19 protein-coding genes, 1 tRNA gene and 2 pseudogenes are annotated in these 23,707 nt (G+C 71.2%); 13 read left to right on the forward strand and 9 right to left on the reverse strand.

Features of this window, described 5'->3' with window-relative positions:
- Positions 1-57 precede the first annotated feature (57 nt).
- Positions 58-447: pseudogene (locus DDQ41_RS32520) on the forward strand (hypothetical protein); the annotation flags it as partial.
- Here DDQ41_RS32520 and DDQ41_RS16910 read toward each other — a convergent pair.
- Positions 436-509 (reverse strand) — tRNA-Gly (locus DDQ41_RS16910). The pseudogene DDQ41_RS32520 and the gene DDQ41_RS16910 overlap by 12 nt on opposite strands.
- A 370-nt stretch (positions 510-879) precedes the next feature.
- Here DDQ41_RS16910 and DDQ41_RS16915 point away from each other — a divergent pair.
- The 3 genes from DDQ41_RS16915 (at position 880) to DDQ41_RS16925 (ending at position 3,180) form a co-directional block, all read left to right on the forward strand.
- Positions 880-1,089 (forward strand): hypothetical protein, encoded by a 210-nt coding sequence (locus DDQ41_RS16915; RefSeq protein ID WP_172607664.1) that lies wholly within the window; start codon positions 880-882, stop codon positions 1,087-1,089.
- Between the two features lie 348 nt (positions 1,090-1,437).
- Complete coding sequence (gene dcd / locus DDQ41_RS16920; RefSeq protein WP_109295246.1) at positions 1,438-2,013, forward strand: dCTP deaminase; 576 nt, start codon at positions 1,438-1,440, stop codon at positions 2,011-2,013.
- Between the two features lie 348 nt (positions 2,014-2,361).
- Positions 2,362-3,180, forward strand: a complete 819-nt coding sequence (locus DDQ41_RS16925; RefSeq protein WP_109295247.1) for an SAM-dependent methyltransferase — start codon at positions 2,362-2,364, stop codon at positions 3,178-3,180.
- 130 nt (positions 3,181-3,310) lie between these two features.
- Here the strand turns inward: DDQ41_RS16925 and DDQ41_RS16930 are convergent, their stop codons facing one another.
- The 3 genes from DDQ41_RS16930 to DDQ41_RS16945 form a co-directional block, all read right to left on the reverse strand.
- The gene (locus DDQ41_RS16930; protein WP_109295248.1) at positions 3,311-4,264 is read right to left on the reverse strand and encodes a Yip1 family protein; all 954 of its coding nucleotides are present in this window, start codon (positions 4,262-4,264) and stop codon (positions 3,311-3,313) included.
- A 494-nt stretch (positions 4,265-4,758) separates the two neighbouring features.
- Entirely contained in the window at positions 4,759-7,068 is a 2,310-nt protein-coding gene (locus tag DDQ41_RS16940) for a (Fe-S)-binding protein (protein WP_109295250.1), read from the reverse strand.
- Positions 7,069-7,151: 83 nt separating this feature from the next.
- Positions 7,152-7,832: a sugar transferase gene (locus DDQ41_RS16945; protein WP_262508482.1), complete on the reverse strand. Its 681-nt coding sequence runs from the start codon at positions 7,830-7,832 to the stop codon at positions 7,152-7,154.
- A 262-nt stretch (positions 7,833-8,094) separates the two neighbouring features.
- On the opposite strand from DDQ41_RS16945, the gene dnaK reads away from it, so the two are divergent.
- Genes dnaK through DDQ41_RS16965 form a run of 4 tightly spaced genes read left to right on the forward strand, consistent with a single transcriptional unit; the run spans position 8,095 to position 12,294 of the window.
- Positions 8,095-9,948, forward strand: coding sequence for a molecular chaperone DnaK (dnaK, locus tag DDQ41_RS16950; RefSeq protein ID WP_109295252.1), 1,854 nt, complete (start codon positions 8,095-8,097; stop codon positions 9,946-9,948).
- Positions 9,945-10,610, forward strand: coding sequence for a nucleotide exchange factor GrpE (gene grpE, locus DDQ41_RS16955; RefSeq protein WP_109295253.1), 666 nt, complete (start codon positions 9,945-9,947; stop codon positions 10,608-10,610). Before dnaK ends, grpE begins: the two co-directional genes overlap by 4 nt.
- 33 nt (positions 10,611-10,643) lie before the next feature.
- Entirely contained in the window at positions 10,644-11,828 is a 1,185-nt protein-coding gene (dnaJ, locus tag DDQ41_RS16960) for a molecular chaperone DnaJ (RefSeq protein WP_109295254.1), read from the forward strand.
- Between the two features lie 4 nt (positions 11,829-11,832).
- Complete coding sequence (locus DDQ41_RS16965; protein WP_017947897.1) at positions 11,833-12,294, forward strand: heat shock protein transcriptional repressor HspR; 462 nt, start codon at positions 11,833-11,835, stop codon at positions 12,292-12,294.
- A gap of 344 nt (positions 12,295-12,638) precedes the next feature.
- Here the strand turns inward: DDQ41_RS16965 and DDQ41_RS16970 are convergent, their stop codons facing one another.
- A complete protein-coding gene (locus DDQ41_RS16970) occupies positions 12,639-13,625 on the reverse strand; it encodes a helix-turn-helix transcriptional regulator (RefSeq protein WP_373995454.1) in 987 nt (328 codons plus the stop codon).
- 382 nt (positions 13,626-14,007) lie between these two features.
- On the opposite strand from DDQ41_RS16970, the gene DDQ41_RS16980 reads away from it, so the two are divergent.
- Positions 14,008-14,328 (forward strand): Rieske (2Fe-2S) protein, encoded by a 321-nt coding sequence (locus DDQ41_RS16980; protein WP_017947895.1) that lies wholly within the window; start codon positions 14,008-14,010, stop codon positions 14,326-14,328.
- A 242-nt stretch (positions 14,329-14,570) separates the two neighbouring features.
- On the opposite strand, the gene DDQ41_RS16985 is transcribed toward DDQ41_RS16980, so the two are convergent.
- Positions 14,571-14,984 carry a pyridoxamine 5'-phosphate oxidase family protein gene (locus tag DDQ41_RS16985; protein ID WP_109295256.1) on the reverse strand — a complete coding sequence of 138 codons (414 nt, stop codon included), beginning with the start codon at positions 14,982-14,984 and terminating at the stop codon, positions 14,571-14,573.
- 151 nt (positions 14,985-15,135) lie between these two features.
- Between DDQ41_RS16985 and clpB the strand changes: the two genes are divergently transcribed.
- Both clpB and DDQ41_RS16995 read left to right on the forward strand, forming a co-directional pair.
- Positions 15,136-17,727 (forward strand): ATP-dependent chaperone ClpB, encoded by a 2,592-nt coding sequence (gene clpB / locus DDQ41_RS16990; protein ID WP_109295257.1) that lies wholly within the window; start codon positions 15,136-15,138, stop codon positions 17,725-17,727.
- A gap of 79 nt (positions 17,728-17,806) precedes the next feature.
- Complete coding sequence (locus tag DDQ41_RS16995) at positions 17,807-18,352, forward strand: type III secretion system chaperone family protein (protein WP_109295258.1); 546 nt, start codon at positions 17,807-17,809, stop codon at positions 18,350-18,352.
- Between the two features lie 344 nt (positions 18,353-18,696).
- Here DDQ41_RS16995 and DDQ41_RS17000 read toward each other — a convergent pair whose 3' ends face one another.
- Positions 18,697-19,824 (reverse strand): glycosyltransferase family 39 protein, encoded by a 1,128-nt coding sequence (locus DDQ41_RS17000; protein WP_109297779.1) that lies wholly within the window; start codon positions 19,822-19,824, stop codon positions 18,697-18,699.
- Between the two features lie 189 nt (positions 19,825-20,013).
- Positions 20,014-20,292: pseudogene (locus DDQ41_RS17005) on the reverse strand (aminotransferase class I/II-fold pyridoxal phosphate-dependent enzyme); the annotation flags it as partial.
- Between the two features lie 131 nt (positions 20,293-20,423).
- Between DDQ41_RS17005 and DDQ41_RS17010 the strand changes: the two are divergent.
- The gene (locus DDQ41_RS17010) at positions 20,424-20,978 is read left to right on the forward strand and encodes a Uma2 family endonuclease (protein WP_109295259.1); all 555 of its coding nucleotides are present in this window, start codon (positions 20,424-20,426) and stop codon (positions 20,976-20,978) included.
- A gap of 850 nt (positions 20,979-21,828) precedes the next feature.
- Here the strand turns inward: DDQ41_RS17010 and DDQ41_RS17020 are convergent.
- Positions 21,829-23,022 (reverse strand): pyridoxal phosphate-dependent aminotransferase, encoded by a 1,194-nt coding sequence (locus tag DDQ41_RS17020; RefSeq protein WP_109295261.1) that lies wholly within the window; start codon positions 23,020-23,022, stop codon positions 21,829-21,831.
- 122 nt (positions 23,023-23,144) lie between these two features.
- On the opposite strand from DDQ41_RS17020, the gene DDQ41_RS17025 reads away from it, so the two are divergent.
- Positions 23,145-23,426 carry a hypothetical protein gene (locus DDQ41_RS17025; protein ID WP_217364440.1) on the forward strand — a complete coding sequence of 94 codons (282 nt, stop codon included), beginning with the start codon at positions 23,145-23,147 and terminating at the stop codon, positions 23,424-23,426.
- The last annotated feature ends 281 nt before the right edge of the window (positions 23,427-23,707 follow it).

Genomic DNA, 23,707 nt, shown 5'->3' on the forward strand with positions numbered 1-23,707 from the left:
GGCGCCGGGGCCTCCTTGTGGGCCTCTGTTTCCCCCGACCGCGGAGGGGCCTGTACCGAGTGGTACGCCGAAGTGCCGGCCGGTTCCGCTTCGCCCTTCGTACGGAGGTGGCGCAAGGCCCGGCCCAGGGCCGGGCTGCCGGAGGACTTCCGCTTCTCCTGACCTCCGGCACACCGGGCACACCCTCACGACCCGGTCCCGGCCACCCTGAAGGACACGATCGCCCGTGCCGGGCAATCGTCGGAGAAGGCGGTGCTGATCTACCAGCACTCTGATCCTGAGCGCCAGCAGGAGGTCGCGGGCGGCCTCGACAAGTCCGTGCGGGCCGCTCGCCAGGAGGGCCGTGACCAGCCTTCTGGTGCGGATCCGGTGCGCGACGCCCAGCGTGGACCAGACAACGACAAAGCCCCGGGCCGATGGCCTGGGGCTTCTGTCTGGAGCGGGTGACGGGAATCGAACCCGCGCTCTGAGCTTGGGAAGCTCATGTTCTACCATTAAACTACACCCGCTTGGCGGCCTGGTTGATCACTGCCGCAGCGTTGCATACTGTACCTCATCGAGGACCCCCGGTGTATTGCGCCGAGGGTCCTTCGTGCGTTCGGCGCTGTGCGGCCGCTGGTGGCCGGCCGGCGTTCATTCGTCATCGACCGCCGCGGCAGCGGGTTCGCGCGGCCCGCCTCGGCTCCGTTGAAGCCCGGTCGCGCGGCCGCCGGAGCGGGGCTCCGTCGCGGTGGGTTCCGGAGCGTCCGCCGGGTGTCCGAAGTGGCTGCGGCATGGAGGGGCCGGGGCGTACCGTTGCGGCGGAGTGCCGCGTGGAGCGCTGTCCTGTTGATCCCCTAATGTGGCGGTCTCGTCCGTGCTTGTTGGGGAAGGGACTTGATGCAGCCGATGGACTCCGAGTACTCGATGGGTCAGGGCGGTTCACTCGCCCGCACCGTCGTCCGATGTGCCGAGGGGCACGTTTTCACCACCTCGTCGTTCCCGATGCAGCAGCTCGGTGCCGGACGGATCGGGCCCGGGAGGCTCATCCGCTGTCCCCGGTGCGCGCGGCTGCGCCACGCCGTCCCCGTGGCGCTGCAGAAGAGCTGACGCGAGAGCCGACGGGAGGGCGCCGGGTTCGTGCGGGCGCCCGGCACAGGAGGTGCCGGGCGGTTGCCGTGCGGGCGCCGCGGAGCGCGGACGTGCCGCAGCCGGCGGGACGCGGCGAGGGCCCGGCGCCAGGGGGCCGGGAAGGCCGTACGGGACGGGGCGGCGGTCCCTGGCCGGGAAGGCCGTGGGCGGCGATCACCGCAGAGCAGTGGGGTGAGACGGCGAGCGTGGGGCAGCGCGGGTGGGACGGTGCGGGCGGAACGGGGGATGGGGCGCGGGGCGAGTGGGACGGGGGCGAGGGATCTGCCCGATTGGGGTGGGCCCGCGCGCTCTGCGTATCCTCGGGGCGTGCTTCTCTCAGACAAGGACATCCGGGCCGAGATCGACGCGGGACGGGTGCGCATCGACCCGTTCGACGATTCGATGGTGCAGCCCTCGAGCATCGACGTGCGCCTCGACCGCTTCTTCCGGGTGTTCGAGAACCACCGCTATCCCCACATCGACCCCGCCGTCGAGCAGGCGGACCTGACACGGCTGGTCGAGCCGGAGGGGGATGAGGCGTTCATCCTGCACCCCGGCGAGTTCGTGCTGGCGTCCACGTACGAGGTCGTCACGCTGCCCGACGACATCGCCTCCCGGCTGGAGGGCAAGAGTTCCCTCGGCCGGCTCGGCCTGGTCACCCACTCCACGGCAGGCTTCATCGACCCCGGGTTCTCCGGGCACGTCACGCTGGAGCTGTCGAACCTCGCCACCCTGCCCATCAAGCTGTGGCCGGGCATGAAGATCGGGCAGCTGTGCATGTTCCGGCTGAGTTCGCCCGCGGAGTACCCGTACGGTTCCGAGAAGTACGGATCCCGGTACCAGGGGCAGCGGGGTCCGACGGCCTCGCGGTCGTTCACGAACTTCCACCGCACCCAGGTGTGAGGCCGGGCCCCGGCCCGGGGGCATGACGCGCCTGCACGGCCCGTGCACGGCCGTACGCGGCCCGGTGCGCGGTCTCGCGCGGCACCGTACGCGGCAAGTGCGCACCGTACGCGGCGGATGGCGCCCCGTAGGCGACGTGTGTCGCGCCGTGTACGCCCGGTGGCGCGGTGTGTGCGGCGGTACGCGGGACCGCGCCCCGCGAGGCGCCCGGGCGTGGGCACGTCGACGCCCGTCGGCGAAGTCCTCTGCACGGCAGGCGAGTTGGTTTCCGGCCAAGGGGTCGCGCCGCCGTGCCGTCGTCTACTCTGGTGGCCAGTCAGCCGAACCCCACGCAGAGAGGGCACCCTCGTGTCCGATGACGCACAAGCGGCCAGTGCCGAGATCCGGGCGCGGATCGACACGAGCAAGCCGCATTCCGCACGGTTCTGGAACTACTTCGTCGGTGGCAAGGACCACTACGAGATCGACCGGGAGATCGGGGAGCAGATCAAGGAGATCTTCCCCGGGCTCGTCGACGTGGCGCGCACCAGCCGCCACTTCCTCGGACGCGCGGTGCGCCATCTCGCCGGGGAGCAGGGCGTCCGGCAGTTCCTCGACATCGGTACCGGTCTGCCGACCGCCGACAACACCCACGAGGTGGCCCAGCGGGTGGCCCCTGACGCGCGGATCGTCTACGTCGACAACGACCCGCTGGTCCTCACCCACGCCCGTGCCCTGCTCACCAGCACCCCCGAGGGTGCGACGGCCTACATCGACGCCGACATGTACGACCCGGACGCCGTCCTGGAGGCGGCCGCCGAGTTCCTGGACCTCACCGAGCCCGTCGCCCTGGTGATCCTCAACACCCTCGGCCACGTGTCGGACTACGGCCGGGCCCGGGCGCTGGTGTCACGGCTGATGGACGGTCTGCCGTCCGGGAGCTTCCTGGTGATCAGCGACAGCACGGCCACGAGCCCGGGGATGATCGCCGCGTCGGAGGCGTACAACGCCAGCGGCGCCATCCCCTACTACGTGCGCGCCGTCGAGGAGATCGCCGGGTTCTTCGAGGGCCTGGACCTGGTAGAGCCCGGCATCGTGCAGGTCACCCGGTGGCGTCCGGACGCCACCGGCGGGCAGGGCGGGCCGGCGGATGTCGACGCCTACGGCGGCGTGGGGCGCAAGGCCTGACCCTCCCGGTCGTGCCCGGGCGGGTCCCGCTCGGTACCGGTGAAGCGGCCTCTGCCGCGAGCGGCCCCCGCCGTTCGCGGCGGGGGCCGTTGTCCGTTCCGCGGCCGGGTGTCCGCGACCGGCGGGCGGGTCAGATCGTGCCGAGCTTGATGATCGCGAGCAGCGCGGTCAGCTGCAGCGCCGAGGCGCCCAGCGCCTTCGGCCACGGCAGCTCGTGCGACTTGCTCACCATGGTTGTGAACAGCGCCGCCGCCGCCAGCCAGGTCACCCAGCCCACGATCTGCACCAGGGAGTTCTCGCCGCCCAGGAAGAGGGCGACCAGCAGTCTCGGCGCGTCCGTGAGGGACATGATCAGCATGGACAGGCCCACCGTCGGCTGCCACGCCCCGTCGCCGCCGAGTTGCCGGGCCAGGGTGTGGGTGACCGCGCCGAGGACCAGACCGCCGACGACGAAGCCGACGCCGGTGATGATCACTGAGGTGAGAACGGTGGCGAACGGTGCGTCGATCGCCTCCTCGCGCGTCTGGTCGAAACCGAAGATCGCGAGCAGGCCGTAGAGGAACGTGACGGTCAGCGCCGGGCCCCAGACCGGGTGGTCCCGCATCTGGAGGAAGGTCGGTCCGGGGCGCAGCACGATGCCGCTGAGCAGTTCCTTCCAGTGCAGGCGCGGGCCGGACGGGACGGGTGCGGCGCCGGCGTGGTACGTGGAGCCGTCGCCGTAGGGGTCCTCGCCGATGCTGAAGGCCCGGGTGTGCCCGGGGTTGTCGGCGTAGGGGTCGGGTCCGTACCCGCCGCCCTGGTGACCGCCCTGGTGCTGGTGCTGGTGGTGCTGGTGGTGAGGGTCGCCGAAGTACTCGGGTTCGCCGTGCTGCGCCTGGCGCCCGCTGCCGTTCCCCTGCGGGTAGCTCTGCCCGCCGTGCCCGCCCCCCGGGTCGCGGGGCCACTGCTGCCGCGGGGGGTGCGAGGGCGACGCCTGGCCCCCTCCGCCGTACGGCTGTCCGTACGGCGGAGGGGGCGTCTGCTGCGGTTGTTGTTGCCGTGTGCGGTTGTTGTCCCGGCCGCGTCCGATCCTGAATCCAGCCACGCATTCGAACGTACCCGGTCCTGCTGTGTCCGGTGTCCGGGGCCGGGCAACCGGGGACCTTTGCGGCCGAGCTGTGACATCCCCTAGGGGGTACCCGGAGCTTTCCGCAGGTCTGCACCGGGCCGGCCGACGGAGCGGTCCCGCGGGAAGGGTGCGCGGGTTTCCGGAACGGCCCCGCGGTACGGGGCGGTCCCCGGCGGCCGGGCCGTGCCGGAAGCCGGTCCGTCCGGTCCGTCCGGTCCGTGTGCACCATCCGGTCCGTCCGGACCGTGTGCGTCGGCCGGTCCATCCGGACCGTGCGCATCATCCGGTCCGTGCGGTCCGTGCGCATCATCCGGTCCGTCCGGTCCGTGTGCATCATCCGGTCCGTCCGGTGCGTGTGCGTCGGCCGGTTCGGCCGGTCCGTCCGTGCGGTGGAACGCCGGGAACGGCAGAAGCGGCCGGTCCTGCCCCCGAGGCAGATCCGGCCGCTTGCTGCTCGCCCGTGCGGACGGCTACTTCACCGGCTGCGGTTCCGGGTCCGGTGAGTCCGCCGGCGCCGAGTCGTCCGCGTCACCGCCGTCGTCCGGCTCCGCCGGGGTCTTCACCGAGTCCAGCAGCAGCTGGGCCACGTCGACGACCTGGAGGGACTCCTTGGCCTTGCCCTCGCCCTTCTTGCCGTTGACCGAGTCGGAGAGCATGACCAGGCAGAACGGGCAGGCGGTGGAGACGATGTCCGGGTTGAGGGACAGGGCCTCGTCGACGCGCTCGGTGTTGATGCGCTTGCCGATCCGCTCCTCCATCCACATGCGGGCGCCGCCGGCGCCGCAGCAGAAGCCGCGTTCCTTGTGGCGGTGCATCTCCTGCTGGCGCAGGCCGGGCACCTTGTCCATGATCTCGCGCGGGGGCGTGTAGACCTTGTTGTGGCGGCCCAGGTAGCAGGGGTCGTGGTAGGTGATCAGGCCTTCGACCGGGGTCACCGGGACCAGCCTGCCCTCGTCGACGAGGTGCTGGAGCAGCTGGGTGTGGTGGATGACCTCGAACTCGCCGCCGAGCTGCGGGTACTCGTTGGCGATGGTGTTGAAGCAGTGCGGGCAGGTGGCGACGATCTTCTTGGCGGCCTTCGGCTTCCCGGTGGCCTCCCCGGCGGGCTCCCCGGACTCGTCGGCGGGGGACTCGCCGAAGGCCGTGTTCAGCATGGCCACGTTCTCCTGACCGAGTTGCTGGAACAGGGGCTCGTTGCCGAGGCGGCGGGCGGAGTCGCCGGTGCACTTCTCGTCCCCGCCCATGATCGCGAACTTGACACCCGCCATGTGCAGCAGCTCCGCGAAGGCCTTGGTGGTCTTCTTGGCCCGGTCCTCCAGGGCGCCGGCGCAGCCGACCCAGTAGAGGTAGTCGACCTCGGTGAGGTCCTCGACGTCCTTGCCGACGATCGGGACCTCGAAGCCGACCTCCTTGGTCCACTCGACGCGCTGCTTCTTGGCCAGGCCCCAGGGGTTGCCCTTCTTCTCCAGGTTCTTGAGCATCGTGCCCGCCTCGGACGGGAACGAGGACTCGATCATCACCTGGTAGCGGCGCATGTCGACGATGTGGTCGATGTGCTCGATGTCGACCGGGCACTGCTCCACGCACGCACCGCAGGTGGTGCAGGACCACAGCACGTCCGGGTCGATGACGCCGTTCTCCTCGGCGGTGCCGATCAGCGGGCGCTCGGCCTCGGCCAGCGCTGCCGCCGGGACGTCCCCGAGCTGCTCCTCGGATGCCTTCTCCTCGCCCTCCATGGTCTTGCCGCCGCCGGCCAGCAGGTACGGGGCCTTGGCGTGCGCGTGGTCGCGCAGCGACATGATCAGCAGCTTCGGGGAGAGCGGCTTGCCGGTGTTCCAGGCGGGGCACTGCGACTGGCAGCGGCCGCACTCGGTGCAGGTGGAGAAGTCGAGGATGCCCTTCCAGGAGAACTGCTCGACCTGGGAGACGCCGAAGACGTCGTCCTCGCCCGGGTCCTCGAAGTCGATCGGCCTGCCGCCCGAGGTCATCGGCTGCAGGGCGCCCAGTGCGGTCTCGCCGGTGGCGTTGCGCTTGAACCAGATGTTCGGGAAGCCCAGGAAGCGATGCCAGGCCACACCCATGTTGGTGTTCAGCGACACCGTGATCATCCAGATCAGCGAAGTGCCGATCTTGATCATGGCGAACAGGTAGATCAGCGTCTGCAGCGTCGGGACGCTCAGTCCGTCGAAGGCCAGCACCAGCGGGTACGAGACGAAGTAGGCGGCCTCGTAGTGGTCCACGTGGTGGATCGCGCCCTCCAGTCCGCGCAGGACGAGGATCGCCAGGCCGATGGTCAGGATGACGTACTCGACGAAGTAGGCCTGCCAGGCCTTGGAACCGGCGAAACGGGACTTGCGGCCCGCGCGGGAGGGCAGGTTGAGCAGCCGGATCGCCATCAGCACGAGGATGCCGACGACGGTCATCAGGCCGATGAACTCGATGTACATCTCGAACGGCGGGAAGCCGCCCAGGACCGGCAGCGTCCAGTCGGCGGCGAACAGCTGGCCGTACGCCTGTGCGAGTGTCGGCGGCAGCGTCAGGAAGCCGATCGCGACGAACCAGTGGGCGAAGCCGACGATCCCCCAGCGGTTCATCCGGGTGTGGCCGAGGAACTCCTTGGCCAGGGTGGCCGTGCGGGCCCTGGGGTTGTCGGTACGGCTGCCCGCGGGCACGGGCTGGCCGAGCGTGACGAACCGGTAGATCTGCGCGACGGCTCGGGCGATGAGCGCAACGCCGACCACGGTCAGGACCAGCGACACGATGATCGCGGCGAGTTGCATTCGGGGGCTCCTCGGGCCTGCGCGGGTGGGGACTCGGCACTTACTAAGCGGTAACTTATGCAGTCCGTGCCGAGCGTACCCAGTTATTCCGTCGCACTGTAGCCAGGTGGGCGGTGATCTGCGTCGCTCAGGTGACCCTGAGCGCGGGGCGGGAGCAGGGCGGGCAGCGTGCGCGCCAGGACGGCCAGGTCCAGCCCGATCCAATGGTGCTCCACATAGTGCTGGTCGAGCAGCTCCGGCTCGTCCCAGGGGAGTGCGGAGCGCCTGCGCAGCTGGGCGGGGCCGGTGAGGCCGGGCCGGACGGTCCCCCGCCAGGGGGCGGCGGCGCGGGGGTTGTCCGGGGCCAGGGCCGCCGGGCCGACCAGGGACATCTCGCCGGAGACGACATGGGGCAGTCTGGAGAGCAGATCCAGTCGCCAGCGGCGGATGCGCAGCGAGCGGACGGTGAAGGGGTACCCGTGGAGACCCGTCCTCAGCTCCCGTGCGACGATCCCGCCGGGTGGGCGCCGCAGGGCGAGGGCGCAGGCCGCGGCGGTCAGCAGGGGCGCGGCGAGGGCCAGCAGCAGCGTCCCGAGGGTCAGGTCGAGGAGGCGCTTGGGGTCCGGCGGCCGCGGCCACCTCGCCTGCGGCCTCGATGCTCTCGCCTGCGGCCGCGGCGGTCTCGGTGATCCTGCCGATTCCGCTGGTCCTGCTGGTCCTGCTGGTCCTGCCGGTCCCGCCGGTCCCGCTGGTCCTGCCGGTCCCGCCGACTGTACGGGGCGCAAGGCACTCACCTGACCGTTCTGTCGTTTCTCGGCTGATACCAGGTGGTTTCTGTCCAGTCGGACGCGTGTATGAACCTTTCGCGTGCTTTGCAGAACGATGGCACGGTGGGTGCGGGGGTGTCCGCAGGCCGCGCCGGACGGGTGGCGCCTATGTGAACGCACCGCACCATAGTTGAGTCGACTCGACTCAGCTCTGTTGACGTGCTGGTGCGAGTGAGGCATCCTTGAGCCAGTTCCACTCAAGTCCTCTGGAGGAATCGAAATGGCACGTGCGGTCGGCATCGACCTGGGCACGACTAACTCCGTCGTCAGCGTTCTGGAGGGCGGTGAGCCCACCGTCATCACCAACGCCGAGGGCGCCAGGACCACGCCGTCCGTCGTCGCCTTCGCCAAGAACGGTGAGGTGCTCGTCGGCGAGGTCGCGAAGCGTCAGGCAGTGACCAACGTGGACCGGACGATCCGGTCGGTGAAGCGCCACATGGGCACCGACTGGTCGATCGAGCTGGACGGGAAGAACTTCAACCCGCAGCAGATGTCCGCGTTCATCCTGCAGAAGCTGAAGCGGGACGCCGAGTCGTACCTGGGCGAGAAGGTCACGGACGCCGTCATCACCGTCCCCGCGTACTTCAACGACTCCGAGCGCCAGGCCACCAAGGAGGCCGGTGAGATCGCGGGTCTGAACGTCCTGCGCATCGTCAACGAGCCGACCGCCGCCGCGCTGGCGTACGGCCTCGACAAGGACGACCAGACGATCCTCGTCTTCGACCTCGGCGGCGGCACCTTCGACGTCTCGCTGCTGGAGATCGGTGACGGCGTCGTCGAGGTCAAGGCCACCAACGGCGACAACCACCTCGGCGGCGACGACTGGGACCAGCGCGTCGTCGACTACCTGGTGAAGCAGTTCGCCGGCGGCCACGGCGTCGACCTCTCCAAGGACAAGATGGCTCTCCAGCGTCTCCGCGAGGCCGCGGAGAAGGCGAAGATCGAGCTGTCGTCCTCCACCGAGACGACGATCAACCTGCCCTACATCACGGCGTCCGCCGAGGGCCCGCTGCACCTGGACGAGAAGCTCACGCGCGCCCAGTTCCAGCAGCTGACCTCGGACCTGCTGGAGCGCTGCAAGACCCCGTTCCACAACGTGATCAAGGACGCGGGCATCCAGCTCTCCGAGATCGACCACGTGGTCCTCGTCGGCGGCTCGACCCGCATGCCGGCCGTCGCCGAGCTGGTGAAGGAGCTGACCGGCGGCAAGGAGGCCAACAAGGGCGTGAACCCCGACGAGGTCGTGGCGATCGGCGCCACCCTCCAGGCCGGCGTCCTCAAGGGCGAGGTCAAGGACGTCCTGCTGCTCGACGTCACCCCGCTGTCCCTCGGTATCGAGACCAAGGGCGGCATCATGACCAAGCTCATCGAGCGCAACACCACGATCCCGACGAAGCGCTCCGAGATCTTCACGACGGCCGAGGACAACCAGCCGTCCGTGCAGATCCAGGTCTACCAGGGCGAGCGCGAGATCGCGGCGTACAACAAGAAGCTGGGCATGTTCGAGCTGACCGGGCTGCCGCCCGCCCCGCGCGGCGTCCCGCAGATCGAGGTCTCCTTCGACATCGACGCCAACGGCATCATGCACGTGACCGCCAAGGACCTCGGCACGGGCAAGGAGCAGAAGATGACCGTCACCGGCGGCTCCTCGCTCCCGAAGGACGAGGTGGACCGGATGCGCCAGGAGGCGGAGCAGTACGCGGAGGAGGACCACCGCCGCCGCGAGTCCGCCGAGACCCGCAACCAGGCCGAGCAGCTCGTCTACCAGACCGAGAAGTTCCTCAAGGACAACGAGGAGAAGGTCCCCGGTGACGTCAGGACCGAGGTCGAGACGGCGGTGACCGAACTCAAGGAGAAGCTGAAGGGCGAGGACACCACCGAGATCCGCACCGCCACCGAGAAGGTCGCGGCCGTCTCCCAGAAGCTCGGGCAGGCGATGTACGCCGACGCCCAGGGCCAGCAGGCCGCGGGCGGCGACGCCGCCGGGGCCTCCCAGGCGAAGGCCGACGACGACGTCGTCGACGCCGAGATCGTCGACGACGAGAAGGACCAGAAGGGTGGCGCTGCCCGATGACGGAGGAGACCCCGGGTTTCGAGGAGAAGCCCGACGTCCCCTCCGGCGCCGTTCCCGATGACGCGGCGCAGGCCGCCGCCCCCTCCGCGGAGGAGGGGGCGGCCCGGGCCGGGGACGCAGGACAGACGGCCCGTACGGCCGCCGACGCGGGCCTGTCGGCCCAGCTGGACCAGGTCCGGACCGCGCTGAACGAGCGCACGATGGACCTCCAGCGGTTGCAGGCCGAGTACCAGAACTACCGCCGCCGGGTGGAGCGGGACCGGATCACGGTCAAGGAGATCGCGGTCGCGCAGCTCCTGACCGACCTCCTGCCCGTTCTCGACGACATCGGCCGGGCCCGTGAGCACGCCGAACTCGTCGGCGGCTTCAAGTCGGTGGCGGAATCGCTGGAGACCGTCGCCGCCAAGATGGGGCTCCAGCAGTTCGGCAAGGAGGGCGAGCCCTTCGACCCGACGGTCCACGAGGCCCTGATGCACAGCTACGCGCCGGACGTCACCGAGACGACCTGCGTGGCGATCCTCCAGCCGGGTTACCGGATCGGGGAGCGGACCATCCGGCCCGCGCGGGTCGCGGTGGCCGAGCCGCAGCCGGGGGCCCAGCCCAAGGAGCAGGCGGCGGAGCCGGCGGCGGACGAGGAGAGCGGTGGCCCGGACGAGGGCTGACGCGGACGGCGGGTACCGGGAGGAGGGACGTCGATGAGCACGAAGGACTTCGTCGAGAAGGACTACTACAAGGTCCTCGGCGTCCCCAAGGACGCCACCGACGCGGAGATCAAGAAGGCGTACCGGAAGCTCGCGCGCGAGAACCACCCGGACGCCAACAAGGGCGACGCGAAGGCCGAGGAGCGCTTCAAGGAGATCTCCGAGGCCAACGACGTGCTCGGCGACCCCAAGCGGCGCAAGGAGTACGACGAGGCGCGGGCGCTCTTCGGCAACGGTGGCTTCCGGGCCGGTCCCGGAGCCGGAGGAACGTTCAACTTCGACCTGGGCGACCTCTTCGGGGGCGCCCCGCCCCCGGGCGGCGGCGGTGCCGGCGCCGGCGGCTTCGGCGGCGGACTCGGGGACGTCTTCGGCGGCCTGTTCAACCGCGGTGCGGGCACCGGTGCCCGCACCCAGCCGCGCCGCGGCCAGGACGTCGAGTCCGAGGTGACGCTCAGCTTCACCGAGGCGGTGGACGGGGCCACGGTCCCGCTGCGGATGTCCAGCCAGCAGCCCTGCAAGGCCTGTTCGGGCACCGGCGACAGGAACGGCACCCCCCGGGTGTGCCCGACCTGCGTCGGCACCGGTCAGGTCTCGCGCGGCGGCAGCGGGTCCTTCTCGCTGACCGACCCGTGCGTGGACTGCAAGGGCCGCGGGCTGATCGCCGAGAACCCCTGCGAGGTCTGCCACGGCAGCGGCCGCGCCAAGTCGTCCCGGACCATGCAGGTCCGCATCCCCGCCGGGGTGAGCGACGGCCAGCGGATCAGGCTGCGCGGCAAGGGCGCACCGGGCGAGCGCGGCGGGCCGGCCGGCGATCTGTATGTGGTGGTCCACGTCGGTGAGCACCCGGTCTTCGGGCGCAAGGGCGACAACCTCACCGTCACGGTGCCGGTCTCCTTCACGGAGGCCGCGCTCGGCGGTGAGGTGAGGGTCCCGACGCTCGGCGGTCCTCCGGTCACCCTGAAGCTGCCCGCGGGCACGCCGAACGGGCGTACGATGCGGGCCCGCGGCAAGGGTGCTGTCCGCAAGGACGGCACCCGGGGGGATCTGCTGGTCACCGTGGAGGTCGCGGTGCCCGTGGAACTCGGCGACGAGGCCCGTGAGGCGCTGGAGGCCTACCGCAAGGCGACCGAGGGCCATGACCCGCGGGCAGAACTGTTCCAGGCCGCGAAGGGAGCATGACGCGATGGACGGCCGACGTCGACAGCCCGGATTCGGTGGCAGGGCCTACGAACTGACCGAGGAGACCCCGGTGTACGTCATCTCGGTGGCGGCCCAGCTCTCCGGACTGCATCCGCAGACCCTCCGGCAGTACGACCGCCTCGGCCTGGTCTCCCCGGACCGCACGGCGGGGCGCGGGCGGCGTTACTCGGCGCGGGACATCGAACTGCTCCGCCAGGTCCAGTCCCTGTCCCAGGACGAGGGCATCAACCTGGCCGGCATCAAGCGCATCATCGAGCTGGAGAACCAGGTGGCCGCGTTGCAGGCCAAGGTCGCCGAGCTGTCCGCGGCGGTCGAGGGCGCGGCGCTGGCGATGCAGCAGCGCGAGGCCCAGGTGCACGCGTCGTACCGGCGCGACCTGGTGCCCTACCAGGACGTGCAGCAGACGGGCGCGCTGGTGGTGTGGCGGCCCAAGCGGGACGGCTGAGCGTCCGCCGGCCCGCGGCACTCGGGCCATGGCGGGGCGGCCCGGAGCGGTACACGCATCCAACGGGCCGCCCCGCCATGGCCGGCCGGTGTCTTTCGGGCGTCCGTCGGTGTCTCTCGGGCGTCTGTCGGTGTCTGTCGGTGTCTGTCGGTGTCTCTCGGCGTTCGGCGGTGTCCTGCGGCGGACGCCGGCGTCCGTCCGCGGACATCCGTGTCCGTCGGAGGTCTTCAGCGTCTGCCAGTGCCCGCCGGTGCCCGCAAGTTCCCGCAATCGTCTGCCGGCGCCTGCCGGCGCCTGCCGGCGCCCGCCGCGGGCCGCCCGTGCCCGCGGGGCAGGGCTCCTGGTCAGTGGTCGTGCTCCAGGATCCCGGACCGGGCGATGAGGTAGCCGAGCTGGGCGCGTGAGCCGCTGCCGAGGGCGGAGGCGAGCTTGGCGATGTGGGCGCGGCAGGTGCGGACGTTCATCCCGAGGCGGCGGGCTATCGCCTCGTCCACATGGCCCTCGACGAGCAGTTTGGCGATGGAGCGCTGGACACCGCTGACGCCGTCCAGTTCGGGGGCGTAGGAGACGACCTGGTCGTCCCAGGGGACGCCGTGGAGCCAGAACTGCTCGAAGACCCCCACGAGATACTGCACCAGACCCTCATGGCGCAGCTCCAGGGCGACCCTGCGGTCGCTGCGCGCCGGGATGAAGGCCACCTTGCGGTCGACCACGATGAGCCGGTCGATGATCTCCTCGAGGGTGCGGACCTCCGAGCCGAAGGGGGCCACCCGTTCCACGTAGGCCATGGTGGCCGGGTGGTGGCGTGCGGTGTGCTGGTAGAGCGTGCGCATCGAGACGCCCCGGTCAACCAGCATCGAGACGCGCCGCAGCCCCTCCTGGAGGGTCGCGGGCCGGCGGCCGCTGCCGGGCTGCACCGTCAGCAACTCCTCCTGGCATTCGGCGATGACCCGGTCCAGCGTCACGTTGATCAGGTTCAGCCCCTCGAGGACGGTGATGGCGTCGGTCGTGGACGGATCGTGTGAGTTCAGCGCCATGAATGGCTCAAACGACTCCGCCAGTGAGATGGTGAGCCGTCTCCGCTCCTGGATCTCCCGCTCCAGGGGGTGCATCAACTGGTGCAGGGCGATGGACGGTGGTACCGGGCGGAGCCACTCGGTGTCGTCGGGGTCCGGGCGCAACATGCCCATGTCGATGAGGCACGGGGCGTCTGTGACCTCCGACCGCGCTATGCGGCCACTGCGCAGAGCGGACGCATACAGCTTTTTCCCGGCCTCGCACAGCTCGTCGTGACTGTGCTTATCTCCCCCGTTGCCCTGGTTCGTCTGCATTTGCACCCCCCTCAGGGTCCTGAATTACAGGAACATGATGCCTGGCCTCGCTGGTGAAGGCGTTCGGAGTGGGCCATCGTCGTAACCGCGGGGGAGGAGGTAGTGATTAACAGAGGTGGAGATCGGCCATGACCAGGATGGTTCGTGCACTGTGCGCTATAGCCGTTGCGGCTGCTCTCGGCGGTCTCGCGGCGAGCGGTGAGCCGACGTGGGAGTCGGCGCCCATGACGGTGACCGCGACGCTGGCTGCGGCTCCGGGCGAACCCACTTGGGACAGCGCGCCGGCGAACGCGATTGCGGGCGAACCCACTTGGGACAGCGCGTCGGCGAACGCGGCTCCGGGTGAACCCACTTGGGATAGCGCGCCGGCGGACGCGGACGCATGAGCATGCCCCCGGACGATCGCGTCTTCCGGCGGGAGATGGCGACCGCGTACCGGTCCGGGTGGCACTTCATCGATCTCGTCACGGCAATCCCCCACCGTGGCGACTCGCTGATGGTCACTCTGTTCGGGGAGCCGATCGTCGTCGCCCGCGAGGACGACGAGGACGTCCGCGCCTACCGGTGCCTTCGCCGGCCCCGCGGGGCCCCGCGCCCCGTCCGCTGTGCCATCCGGTACGGCATGATCTTCGTCAATCTCGACCAGCGCGACCACCAGCTGGTCGAACCGGAGACCACCACCGCCACCCCCCGCAGCGCCTGAGCGGTTCCCCCGTCGTTCAAGATCGCTCAGGTGCTTCCCCCACACAGCGGCGCCATCGTGGACCTGAAACACGATGGCGCCGCTGTGCTGCGCGCGGGCATCCGGCGCGGGCCCGCGACACCCGGGCCCGCGACACCCGGGCCGGTGATCCCGGACCCGTCACGCCCGCGGAGGTGACTCCCGGGGGACGTGACTCCCGCGGACGTGACCGGTGGTTCCCGTACCGGTGGCTCCGGGACCCGTCATGCCCGGCCCATCGCGCGGTCCAGCGCGATCTCGATGACCACGCGGTCCGGATTCGGCGACGGTGTGCGGCCGTAGCGCTCGGCGTAGCGGGCGACGGCGTCGGCCACGGCCTCAGGGTCCGTCCGGACCGTGGCGCGGCCCTCCAGCGTCGCCCAGCGGCCCTTGTCGACCTGGCAGACCGCGGCCGGAGCCCCCTCGGGGCCGGCGGCCAGCACATGGGCGACCTTGCGGCTGTGCCTGTTGGTGATCACCCGGGCGATGCCCTTCCCGCCGCCCTCCGGGTCGTATGTGGCGCCCACCGCCACGACGTGCGGTGTGCCGTCGGGGCGGGGCGTGGTGAGTGTGCACAGGTGGTACTCGCGCCAGAAGCCGAGGAAGGACTCGTGCGGGTGCCTGGGGTCGATGGCCATGTTCCGGAACCTACCGGGGGCCTTGCACGTCGACGAATCCGGGGAGGACGCAGCCCGGGAGTGCCGTACTTGAGCGGAACGGGCTCAACTTTGTGTACCTTGGAAGAGTCATAGTCATGGGGAGAGCCGAGGCGAGGAGGAGAAGCCGCACGTGGACGCCGAGCTGACCAACAGGAGCCGGGACGCGCTGAGCGCAGCGAGCACCCGGGCCGTGTCCGAAGGGCACGCCGATCTGACCCCCGCGCATCTGCTGCTGGCGCTGCTCGCGGGCCAGGACAACGAGAACATCACCGATCTGCTGGCGGCCGCCGACGCCGACCAGGCCGCCGTGCGGTCCGGTGCGGAGCGGGTCCTCGCCGACCTGCCCAGCGTGACGGGCTCGACCGTGGCTCCGCCGCAGCCCAACCGCGAGCTGCTCGCCGTCATCGCCGACGCCGAGCAGCGGGCCAGGGAGCTGGGCGACGAGTACCTCTCCACCGAGCACCTCCTCATCGGCGTCGCGGCCAAGGGCGGCCGGGCCGGCGAGGTGCTCTCCGGGCAGGGCGCCACCGCGAAGAAGCTGCGGGAGGCGTTCGAGAAGGCGCGCGGAGGGCGCCGGGTGACCACGCCCGACCCCGAGGGCCGGTACAAGGCCCTGGAGAAGTTCGGCACCGACCTCACGGCCGCCGCCAGGGAGGGCCGGCTCGACCCCGTCATCGGCCGCGACCAGGAGATCCGCCGCGTGATCCAGGTGCTCTCCCGGCGAACCAAGAACAACCCCGTGCTGATCGGCGAGCCCGGCGTCGGCAAGACCGCCGTCGTGGAGGGCCTCGCCCAGCGCATCGTGAAGGGCGACGTCCCGGAGTCCCTCCGCGACAAGCGGCTGGTCGCCCTCGACCTCGGCGCCATGGTCGCCGGGGCCAAGTACCGCGGCGAGTTCGAGGAGCGCCTCAAGACCGTCCTCTCCGAGATCAGGGAGAGCGAGGGCCGGGTCGTCACCTTCATCGACGAACTGCACACCGTCGTGGGCGCCGGCGCCGGCGGCGACTCCGCCATGGACGCGGGCAACATGCTGAAGCCGATGCTCGCCCGCGGTGAGCTGCGCATGGTCGGTGCCACCACCCTCGACGAGTACCGCGAGCGCATCGAGAAGGACCCGGCGCTGGAGCGCCGCTTCCAGCAGGTGCTGGTCGCCGAGCCCACCGTCGAGGACACCATCGCCATCCTCCGCGGACTCAAGGGCCGCTACGAGGCCCACCACAAGGTGCAGATCGCGGACAGCGCCCTGGTGGCCGCGGCCACGCTCTCCGACCGCTACATCACCTCCCGCTTCCTGCCCGACAAGGCCATCGACCTCGTCGACGAGTCCGCCTCCCGGCTGCGGATGGAGATCGACTCCTCCCCGGTCGAGATCGACGAGTTGCAGCGCGCCGTCGACCGGCTGCGGATGGAGGAGCTCGCGCTGTCCAAGGAGACCGACGAGGCGAGCATCCAGCGGCTGGAGAAGCTGCGCCGGGACCTCGCGGACAAGGAGGAGGAGCTGCGCGGGCTCACCGCGCGCTGGGAGAAGGAGAAGCAGTCCCTCAACCGGGTGGGCGAGCTGAAGGAGAAGCTCGACGAACTCCGCGGCCAGGCCGAGCGGGCCCAGCGTGACGGCGACTTCGACACCGCGTCCAAGCTGCTGTACGGGGAGATCCCGACGCTGGAGCGCGAGCTGGAGGCCGCCAGCGAGGCCGAGGCCCGGCAGGAGGCCGCCAAGGACACCATGGTCAAGGACGAGGTCGGCCCGGACGACATCGCCGACGTCGTCGCCTCCTGGACCGGCATCCCGGCCGGGCGGCTGCTGGAGGGGGAGACCCGGAAGCTGCTGCGGATGGAGGAGGAGCTCGGCAGGCGGCTGATCGGCCAGAGCGAGGCCGTGACGGCCGTGTCCGACGCCGTGCGCCGCTCGCGCGCCGGCATCGCCGATCCCGACCGGCCCACGGGGTCCTTCCTCTTCCTCGGCCCGACCGGTGTCGGCAAGACCGAACTCGCCAAGGCCCTGGCGGACTTCCTCTTCGACGACGAGCGGGCGATGGTCCGCATCGACATGTCCGAGTACGGCGAGAAGCACAGCGTGGCGCGGCTCGTCGGGGCGCCTCCCGGGTACGTCGGCTACGAGGAGGGCGGCCAGCTCACCGAGGCGGTCCGCCGCCGCCCGTACAGCGTGGTGCTGCTCGACGAGGTGGAGAAGGCCCACCCCGAGGTCTTCGACGTCCTGCTCCAGGTGCTCGACGACGGGCGGCTGACCGACGGGCAGGGCCGGACGGTGGACTTCCGCAACACCATCCTGATCCTGACCTCCAACCTCGGCAGCCAGTACCTGGTAGAGCCGCTGACCAGTGCCGAGGAGAAGAAGCAGCAGGTTTTGGAGGCCGTACGGGCCTCGTTCAAGCCGGAGTTCCTCAACCGGCTGGACGATCTCGTCGTCTTCTCGGCCCTGGACAAGGAGCAGCTGGAGCGCATCGCCGAACTCCAGATCGCCCGGCTCGCCGAGCGGCTCGCCGAACGCCGGCTCACCCTGGACGTCACCCCGCAGGCCCTTCAGTGGCTGGCCGACGAGGGCAACGACCCCGCCTACGGGGCCCGGCCGCTGCGCCGGCTGGTCCAGACGGCGATCGGCGACCGGCTCGCCAAGGAGATCCTCGCCGGTGAGGTGAAGGACGGCGACACCGTCCGCGTCGACCGGGCCGACGGCGGCCTGACCGTGGGCCCGGCGCGGTGAGCCACGCCCGGGCGGGGGTTGCCAGCCCCCGCCCGGGATGGGAGAGGATGGCCGCATCCGTACGAAGGGAAAACACCCGGTGAGCATCGACCCGTCCTCGATTCCGAACTTCGGGGGGCAGCCCCAGCCCCAGGCTGCGTCAGGACCGGCGGGCCCGGTCGTCCCCGACCAGGACCTGGTCAAGCAGCTCCTCGACCAGATGGAGCTGAAGTACGTCGTCGACGACGAGGGTGACCTCGCGGCGCCGTGGGAGGAGTTCCGCACGTACTTCATGTTCCGCGGCGAGAACGAGCAGCAGGTCTTCTCGGTGCGGACGTTCTACGACCGTCCGCACGCGCTGGAGGACAAGGCCCGGGTCCTCGACGCCGTCGACGACTGGAACCGCCGCACGCTGTGGCCGAAGGTCTACACGCACACCCACGAGGAGGAGGGGCAGCCCACGACCGTCCGCCTCATCGGCGAGGCCCAGATGCTGATCGGTACCGGCGTCAGCCTCGAGCACTTCGTGTCCTCGACGGTCAGCTGGGTGCGCGCGGCCATCGAGTTCGACAAGTGGCTGGTGGAGCAGCTCGGCCTCGCCCCGGCCGGGGAGTCCGCGGACGGGAAGCCCGCCGCCGACGCCTGAGGGCGCCTGAGGGCCGCCTGGGCTGCCTGACGGAGCGCGTGGCATCCGTGGGCCGCCCCCGGACACCGGTGGATGCCCCGGGAATCCGGTGGATACCTGGAGCCGGCCCCGCCCGGCCCGACGTCCCGAGGTGCTCGACGGCCATGGCACCCGAGGCGCCTGGGATGACCGTGTGGACACCCGTATGAGCGTCCCGCATGGGCGTCCGGGTGGGCGCCGGGAGTGCACCGCGCGGGCCGTCCACCGGCCCCGGCACCCTCCGCACCCGGCACCCGGCGCCCGGCGCCCGGCACCCTCCGCACCCGGCGCGGAGGGTGCCGGGTGCGGAGGGCCCCGCCCGGGGCTCACAGCGCCATCGGGGCGACGGTCAGATACGTCCCGTAGCAGAACGAAAGCCCGGCCAGGGCGGCGATCACCGCGACCGCCGCCCTGGGACGGGCCTTCGCCAGCGCGGCCGCCAGAGGCAGCAGCAGCGGGAACGCCGGCAGCAGGAAGCGCGGCTTGGACTCGAAGAAGCCCGAGCCGCCGACCGTGATGAGCACCAGCACCCCGGTGTACATCACGAGCGCCAGGGGCGGCCGGTCCAGCAGGAGGAGGACGAACAGCAGGACCCCGGCGCCCGCGATCAGCAGCGCCATCGGGAACCCGAGGAACGTCGGACCGGTCACCATGCCCCGGATCACCCTCAGCGACCCGAGACCCAGGTCGAACCGTGAGGTCCAGCCGCGCTGCACGGCGAAGTAGCCGCCCGGCACATCGCCCCTGCGCACCCCGACCCACAGCACGTAGCCCAGCCAGCCGGCGGGCGCCAGCGCGGCGGCGGCCCAGACGGGCGCCCGGCCGCCCTTCGTGCCCCGCCGCCGCCACAGCTCACAGCCGGCCACCGCGCAGACGGCCGCGGCGACCGCGATCCCGTTGGGCCGGGTCAGGCCGGCGAGGCCGGCCAGCGCTCCGGCCCACAGCCAGCGGCCGGACACCAGCGCGTACAGCGACCAGGCGGCGAACGCGGTCAGCAGCGGCTCGGTGTAGGCCATGGACAGGACGACCGCGTGCGGCAGCAGTCCCCACAGCAGCACGACGAGGGTGGCGAGCCGGCGGCCGTGGAGCCGTTCGACGACCGCGTAGACGCCCCATGCCGCCGCTCCCGCGGCCGCCCACGACAGCAGCAGCCCCGCGGTGCCGCCGGTGACCGGCAGCACGGACACGACGGCACGGATCAGCCCCGGGTAGAGCGGGAAGAAGGCGAGATCGGACTGGACGGCGCCGTCCGGCCAGTAGACCGTGCGGCCGTAGCCCTGCGTGGCGATGCCGACGTACCACCGGGAGTCCCACGAGGTGGCCAGCAGCGCCCGTGGGGAGCGGCCGATGTGCCAGGCCCACAGGGACACCACGGCCATACCGGTCAGCCGGGCCGCCGCGAACAGCCCCAGGGCGGGCGCCGCCCGGTGGAGCGCCGCGCGCGGGCGGGACACGGCCCGGCCACCGGTGGACGCTGCCTTGTCGAAGGTCTCGGCGAACAGGGGGCACCTCCGTGCGCGCGCATGTGCGGTCACCCCGACCCTCGGCGGTGCGCGCGGGGGGCGCGACCCCTGGGCAGCCGCCCGGGTGGATCGTCCCCGCCCTGCCCGCCGGGGCGGGCGTGTCGCCGTGACGGCGGACGGTCAGGCCGTCGCCAGTCCCGTCAGCCGTGCGACGGCCTCCTCCAGCACCGCCTTCCGCTTGCAGAAGGCGAACCGCACGAAGGGTGCGCCCTGCTCGCGGTGGTCGTAGAAGACCGCGTTCGGGATGGCGACGACACCCGCCCGTTCGGGGAGGGCGCGGCAGATGGCGAAGCCGTCGCTCTCGCCGAGGGGGCGGATGTCCGTGGTGATGAAGTACGTGCCCGCCGGCCGGAACACCTTGAAGCCCGCCTGCTCCAGACCGTCCGCGAGCAGGTCCCTACCGGGGGATTTCCAGGACCGCCGTCGAGGCGGCCGCAGAACCGTCCAGGCGGGTCTCACTGCCGTACTACCGGTCTCGGTGACGTGGCACTGTCCGTCGTATCCTGGCCACACGCGGGAAGGAGCCGTCCATGAGCGTCGACGCGATCGTGCACACACAGTTCCCCAAGGGGTACACGGTCCTGTTCGGAGCCGACGGAAAGGTGATCATGACTCCGCAGAGCTTCGAGCACTCCAGCACGATCAAGTCGATGCAGTACGACACGGTCGTGTCCCTCGGGCGCCATGCGAAGACCGCCTCGGACGTCTGCATCGACTTCCCCGCCGACGAGAACTCCGCCCCCGATCTGGTGATCCTCCGCGAGGACGCCCGCCGGGAGGGCAAGCGCTACGGCTTCGAGGACGTCCTGCTGATCTCCGAGGTCGTCTCGACCTCCTCCGCGCGCAAGGACTACGACGACTGCACCGCCAAATACGGACGGTACGGCATCCCGATCTACCTGGTCGTGGACCCCTACGCCCGGGAAGTCGTCCTCCACACCCAGCCGACCGCCACCGGTTACATCGCGGCCCACACCCACAAGTACGGTACGGGCAAGCTCCCCATCCCCCTGGCCGACGGCCGCACCTTCACCCTCGACCTCGACGAACTCCCGCTTCCGGAGCCCGAGGCGGACGTGCGCTGACGAAGGACTCCCGGTGCGGTCGGGCCGTGCTCCGCCACCGGAGGCGGTCGCGCGGGCAGCCGGAAGGGTCTTCTCCGGCTCAAGACCCTGAACGGGTCCGGCGCTGTGCTTCGACGCCGCCTCCCGGGCCGTCTTCACCGGCACTTCGTACACCGAACGCGGTCAGCAGGGAGGCGAGTGCCGCCCGGACCGATCCGCTGCGCGGAACCCGGCGCTCAACCGTGCAGGTTGGTGAAGAGGCCCCGCCGGAGAACCGGCCGGGCTCCGCCCGAGCGCGGTGGGCGGCCTGCAGCACGAGCTCCTTCTTGCCCAGGCCGGGCGGGCCGGTTACCAGATGCACGGCCGGGGGCCCGGACCCGTCGACCCCATCAGGAGCGAGCCGCAGTGCCGCCGCGGCCGGCTCCGTATCCGTCCGGCAAAGGCAGCTGACCGCGGGGGGAGGCTGCTCAGGGCGGGTTCGATCTCCGTCGGCGGTCGGGTCGTCATGTGCCTGCCCACGACCACGGTCCCGAGGACCGGGCTGTCCTGAACCCGGTCGACAGCCTCTGCCATGTGCTCCGGCCGCGGCGAACTCAACCGGAGTCGTCGCTCACACCGGCATCTCCGGCGTCTCTGGGCTCGCCTGTGTCCCCACGCCATCGGTGTCACGCGTGTCCGCGTCCCGGCGTGCGTCCCTCAGCACGGACGGCTGCGGTGCCGGGAGCGCCACCGTGTTGCCTTGGGCCACGATGCCGTGCATCCAGCCTCCGCTGATGTGTGGTCAGCTCGGAGACCTCGACCGTGATCCTGGTGGACGCCTCCCCGCGGCACCCGAAGGACACCGAACAGCCCGGCCACCCGGGCCCGGCCGCTATGAGCCCAGTGTCTTGAGCCGTGCGACGGCCTCCTCCAGCACCGCCTTCCGCTTGCAGAAGGCGAACCGCACGAAGGGTGCGCCCTGCTCGCGGTGGTCGTAGAAGACCGCGTTCGGGATGGCGACGACACCCGCCCGTTCGGGGAGGGCGCGGCAGAAGGCGAAGCCGTCGCTCTCGCCGAGGGGGCGGATGTCCGTGGTGATGAAGTACGTGCCCGCCGGCCGGAACACCCTGAAGCCCGCCTGCTCCAGACCGTCCGCGAGCAGGTCCCGCTTGGCCCGCATATCGGCGCGGAACTCCTCGAAGTAGCCGGCCGGCAGGCGCAGGGCCTCCGCGACCGCGTACTGGAAGGGGCCGGAGGCCACGTACGTCAGGTACTGCTTCGCCGAGCGGACCGCGGCCACCAGCTCCCTGGAACCGGTGACCCAGCCGACCTTCCAGCCGGTGAACGAGAACGTCTTGCCGGCCGAGCCGATGGTCACGGTGCGTTCGCGCATCCCGGGGAGGGTCGCGATCGGCGTGTGCTCGCCGTCGAAGACCAGGTGCTCGTAGACCTCGTCGGTGACGACCAGCAGGTCGCGCTCGGCCGCCAGCTCCGCCACGGCCGCCAGCTCCTCGCGGCCGAGGACCGTACCGGTCGGGTTGTGCGGGGTGTTCAGCAGGATGACGCGGGTGCGGTCGGTGACGGCGCCGCGCAGCTCGTCCGGGTCCAGGACGTAGGCGCCCTCACGGGGCCGGAGCGTGACGGGTACACGTGTGCCGCCCGCCATGGCGATGCAGGCGGCGTACGAGTCGTAGTACGGCTCCAGGGCGACGACCTCGTCACCGGGCTCGACGAGGGCGAGCAGTGCGGCGGCGATGGCCTCGGTGGCGCCCGCCGTGACCAGCACCTCGGTGTCGGGGTCGAACCCGAGGCCGTAGCGGTCCCGCTGGTGGGCGGCGATCGCGGCGCGCAGCTCGGGCACACCCGGGCCGGGCGGGTACTGGTTGCCGCGGCCGTCACGCAGCGCGCGCACCGCCGCCTCCCGCACCTCCTCGGGGCCGTCCGTGTCCGGGAATCCCTGGCCGAGGTTGATGGAGCCGGTGCGCACGGCCAGCGCGGACATCTCGGCGAAGATCGTCGTGCCGAACTCGGCGAGGCGGCGGTTGAGCAGCGGCCGGGGGCCCGGTGCGCGTCCTGGAGCTGTCATGCCCGCCATCCTGCGCGGAACCTCTGGAATCGCTCAAGTCTGCTTTGGGCCGGGAGGGTCCCGGGCATTCCCCAGGCAGCCGGAAGCAGCCTCGCTTCGGGGGATGAAGGCAGGTGAGGTCAATGATCGAGATCGTGATCGGCACAGCGGTCATCGTGGCCATCGGGCTCGCGCTGGCCGCGGTCGGCGGCAGGCGAGTGGGCCGCTCGCGCCGCAGCGGCGCGAGCGCCCGCAGCGGCCGCAGCTGGTGGGCGGGCCGCGGAGGCGGTGGCTCCTCCTCCGGCGCGGGTGTCTCCTGCGGTGGGGGTGCCTCCGGCGGCGGGGGTTCGTCCTGTGGTGGAGGTTCATCGTGTGGTGGTGGTGGCGGCGGTGGCGGTGGGGGCGGCTGCGGTGGCGGCAGCTGACGGCCGTGTGCGCGGCGGCTGAGGGCCGTGTGGGCCGCCCCGGTGGCGGCTGAGGAGCCGGCCGGTCAGTCGGTCAGCCGGTCGGCCGGGCCGCTGGGCAGCCGGTCGGCCGGCCGGCCGGGACCGGGGGCGCTCGGACGGATCGAACTTCCGCCGGGCGCCTTCCTGTTGACGTCCGATGCACTAATCCGCCGCGGTCGTGCACTTGCTTCGTGGGTTTCCGTTGAACAGTTGAACCGTGAGGCCCCCCAGGGGATGTAATGCACGTCAAGTTGGGTAAA

Origin of the sequence: Streptomyces spongiicola (genome assembly GCF_003122365.1) — a bacterium.
Taxonomy (GTDB): domain Bacteria; phylum Actinomycetota; class Actinomycetes; order Streptomycetales; family Streptomycetaceae; genus Streptomyces; species Streptomyces spongiicola.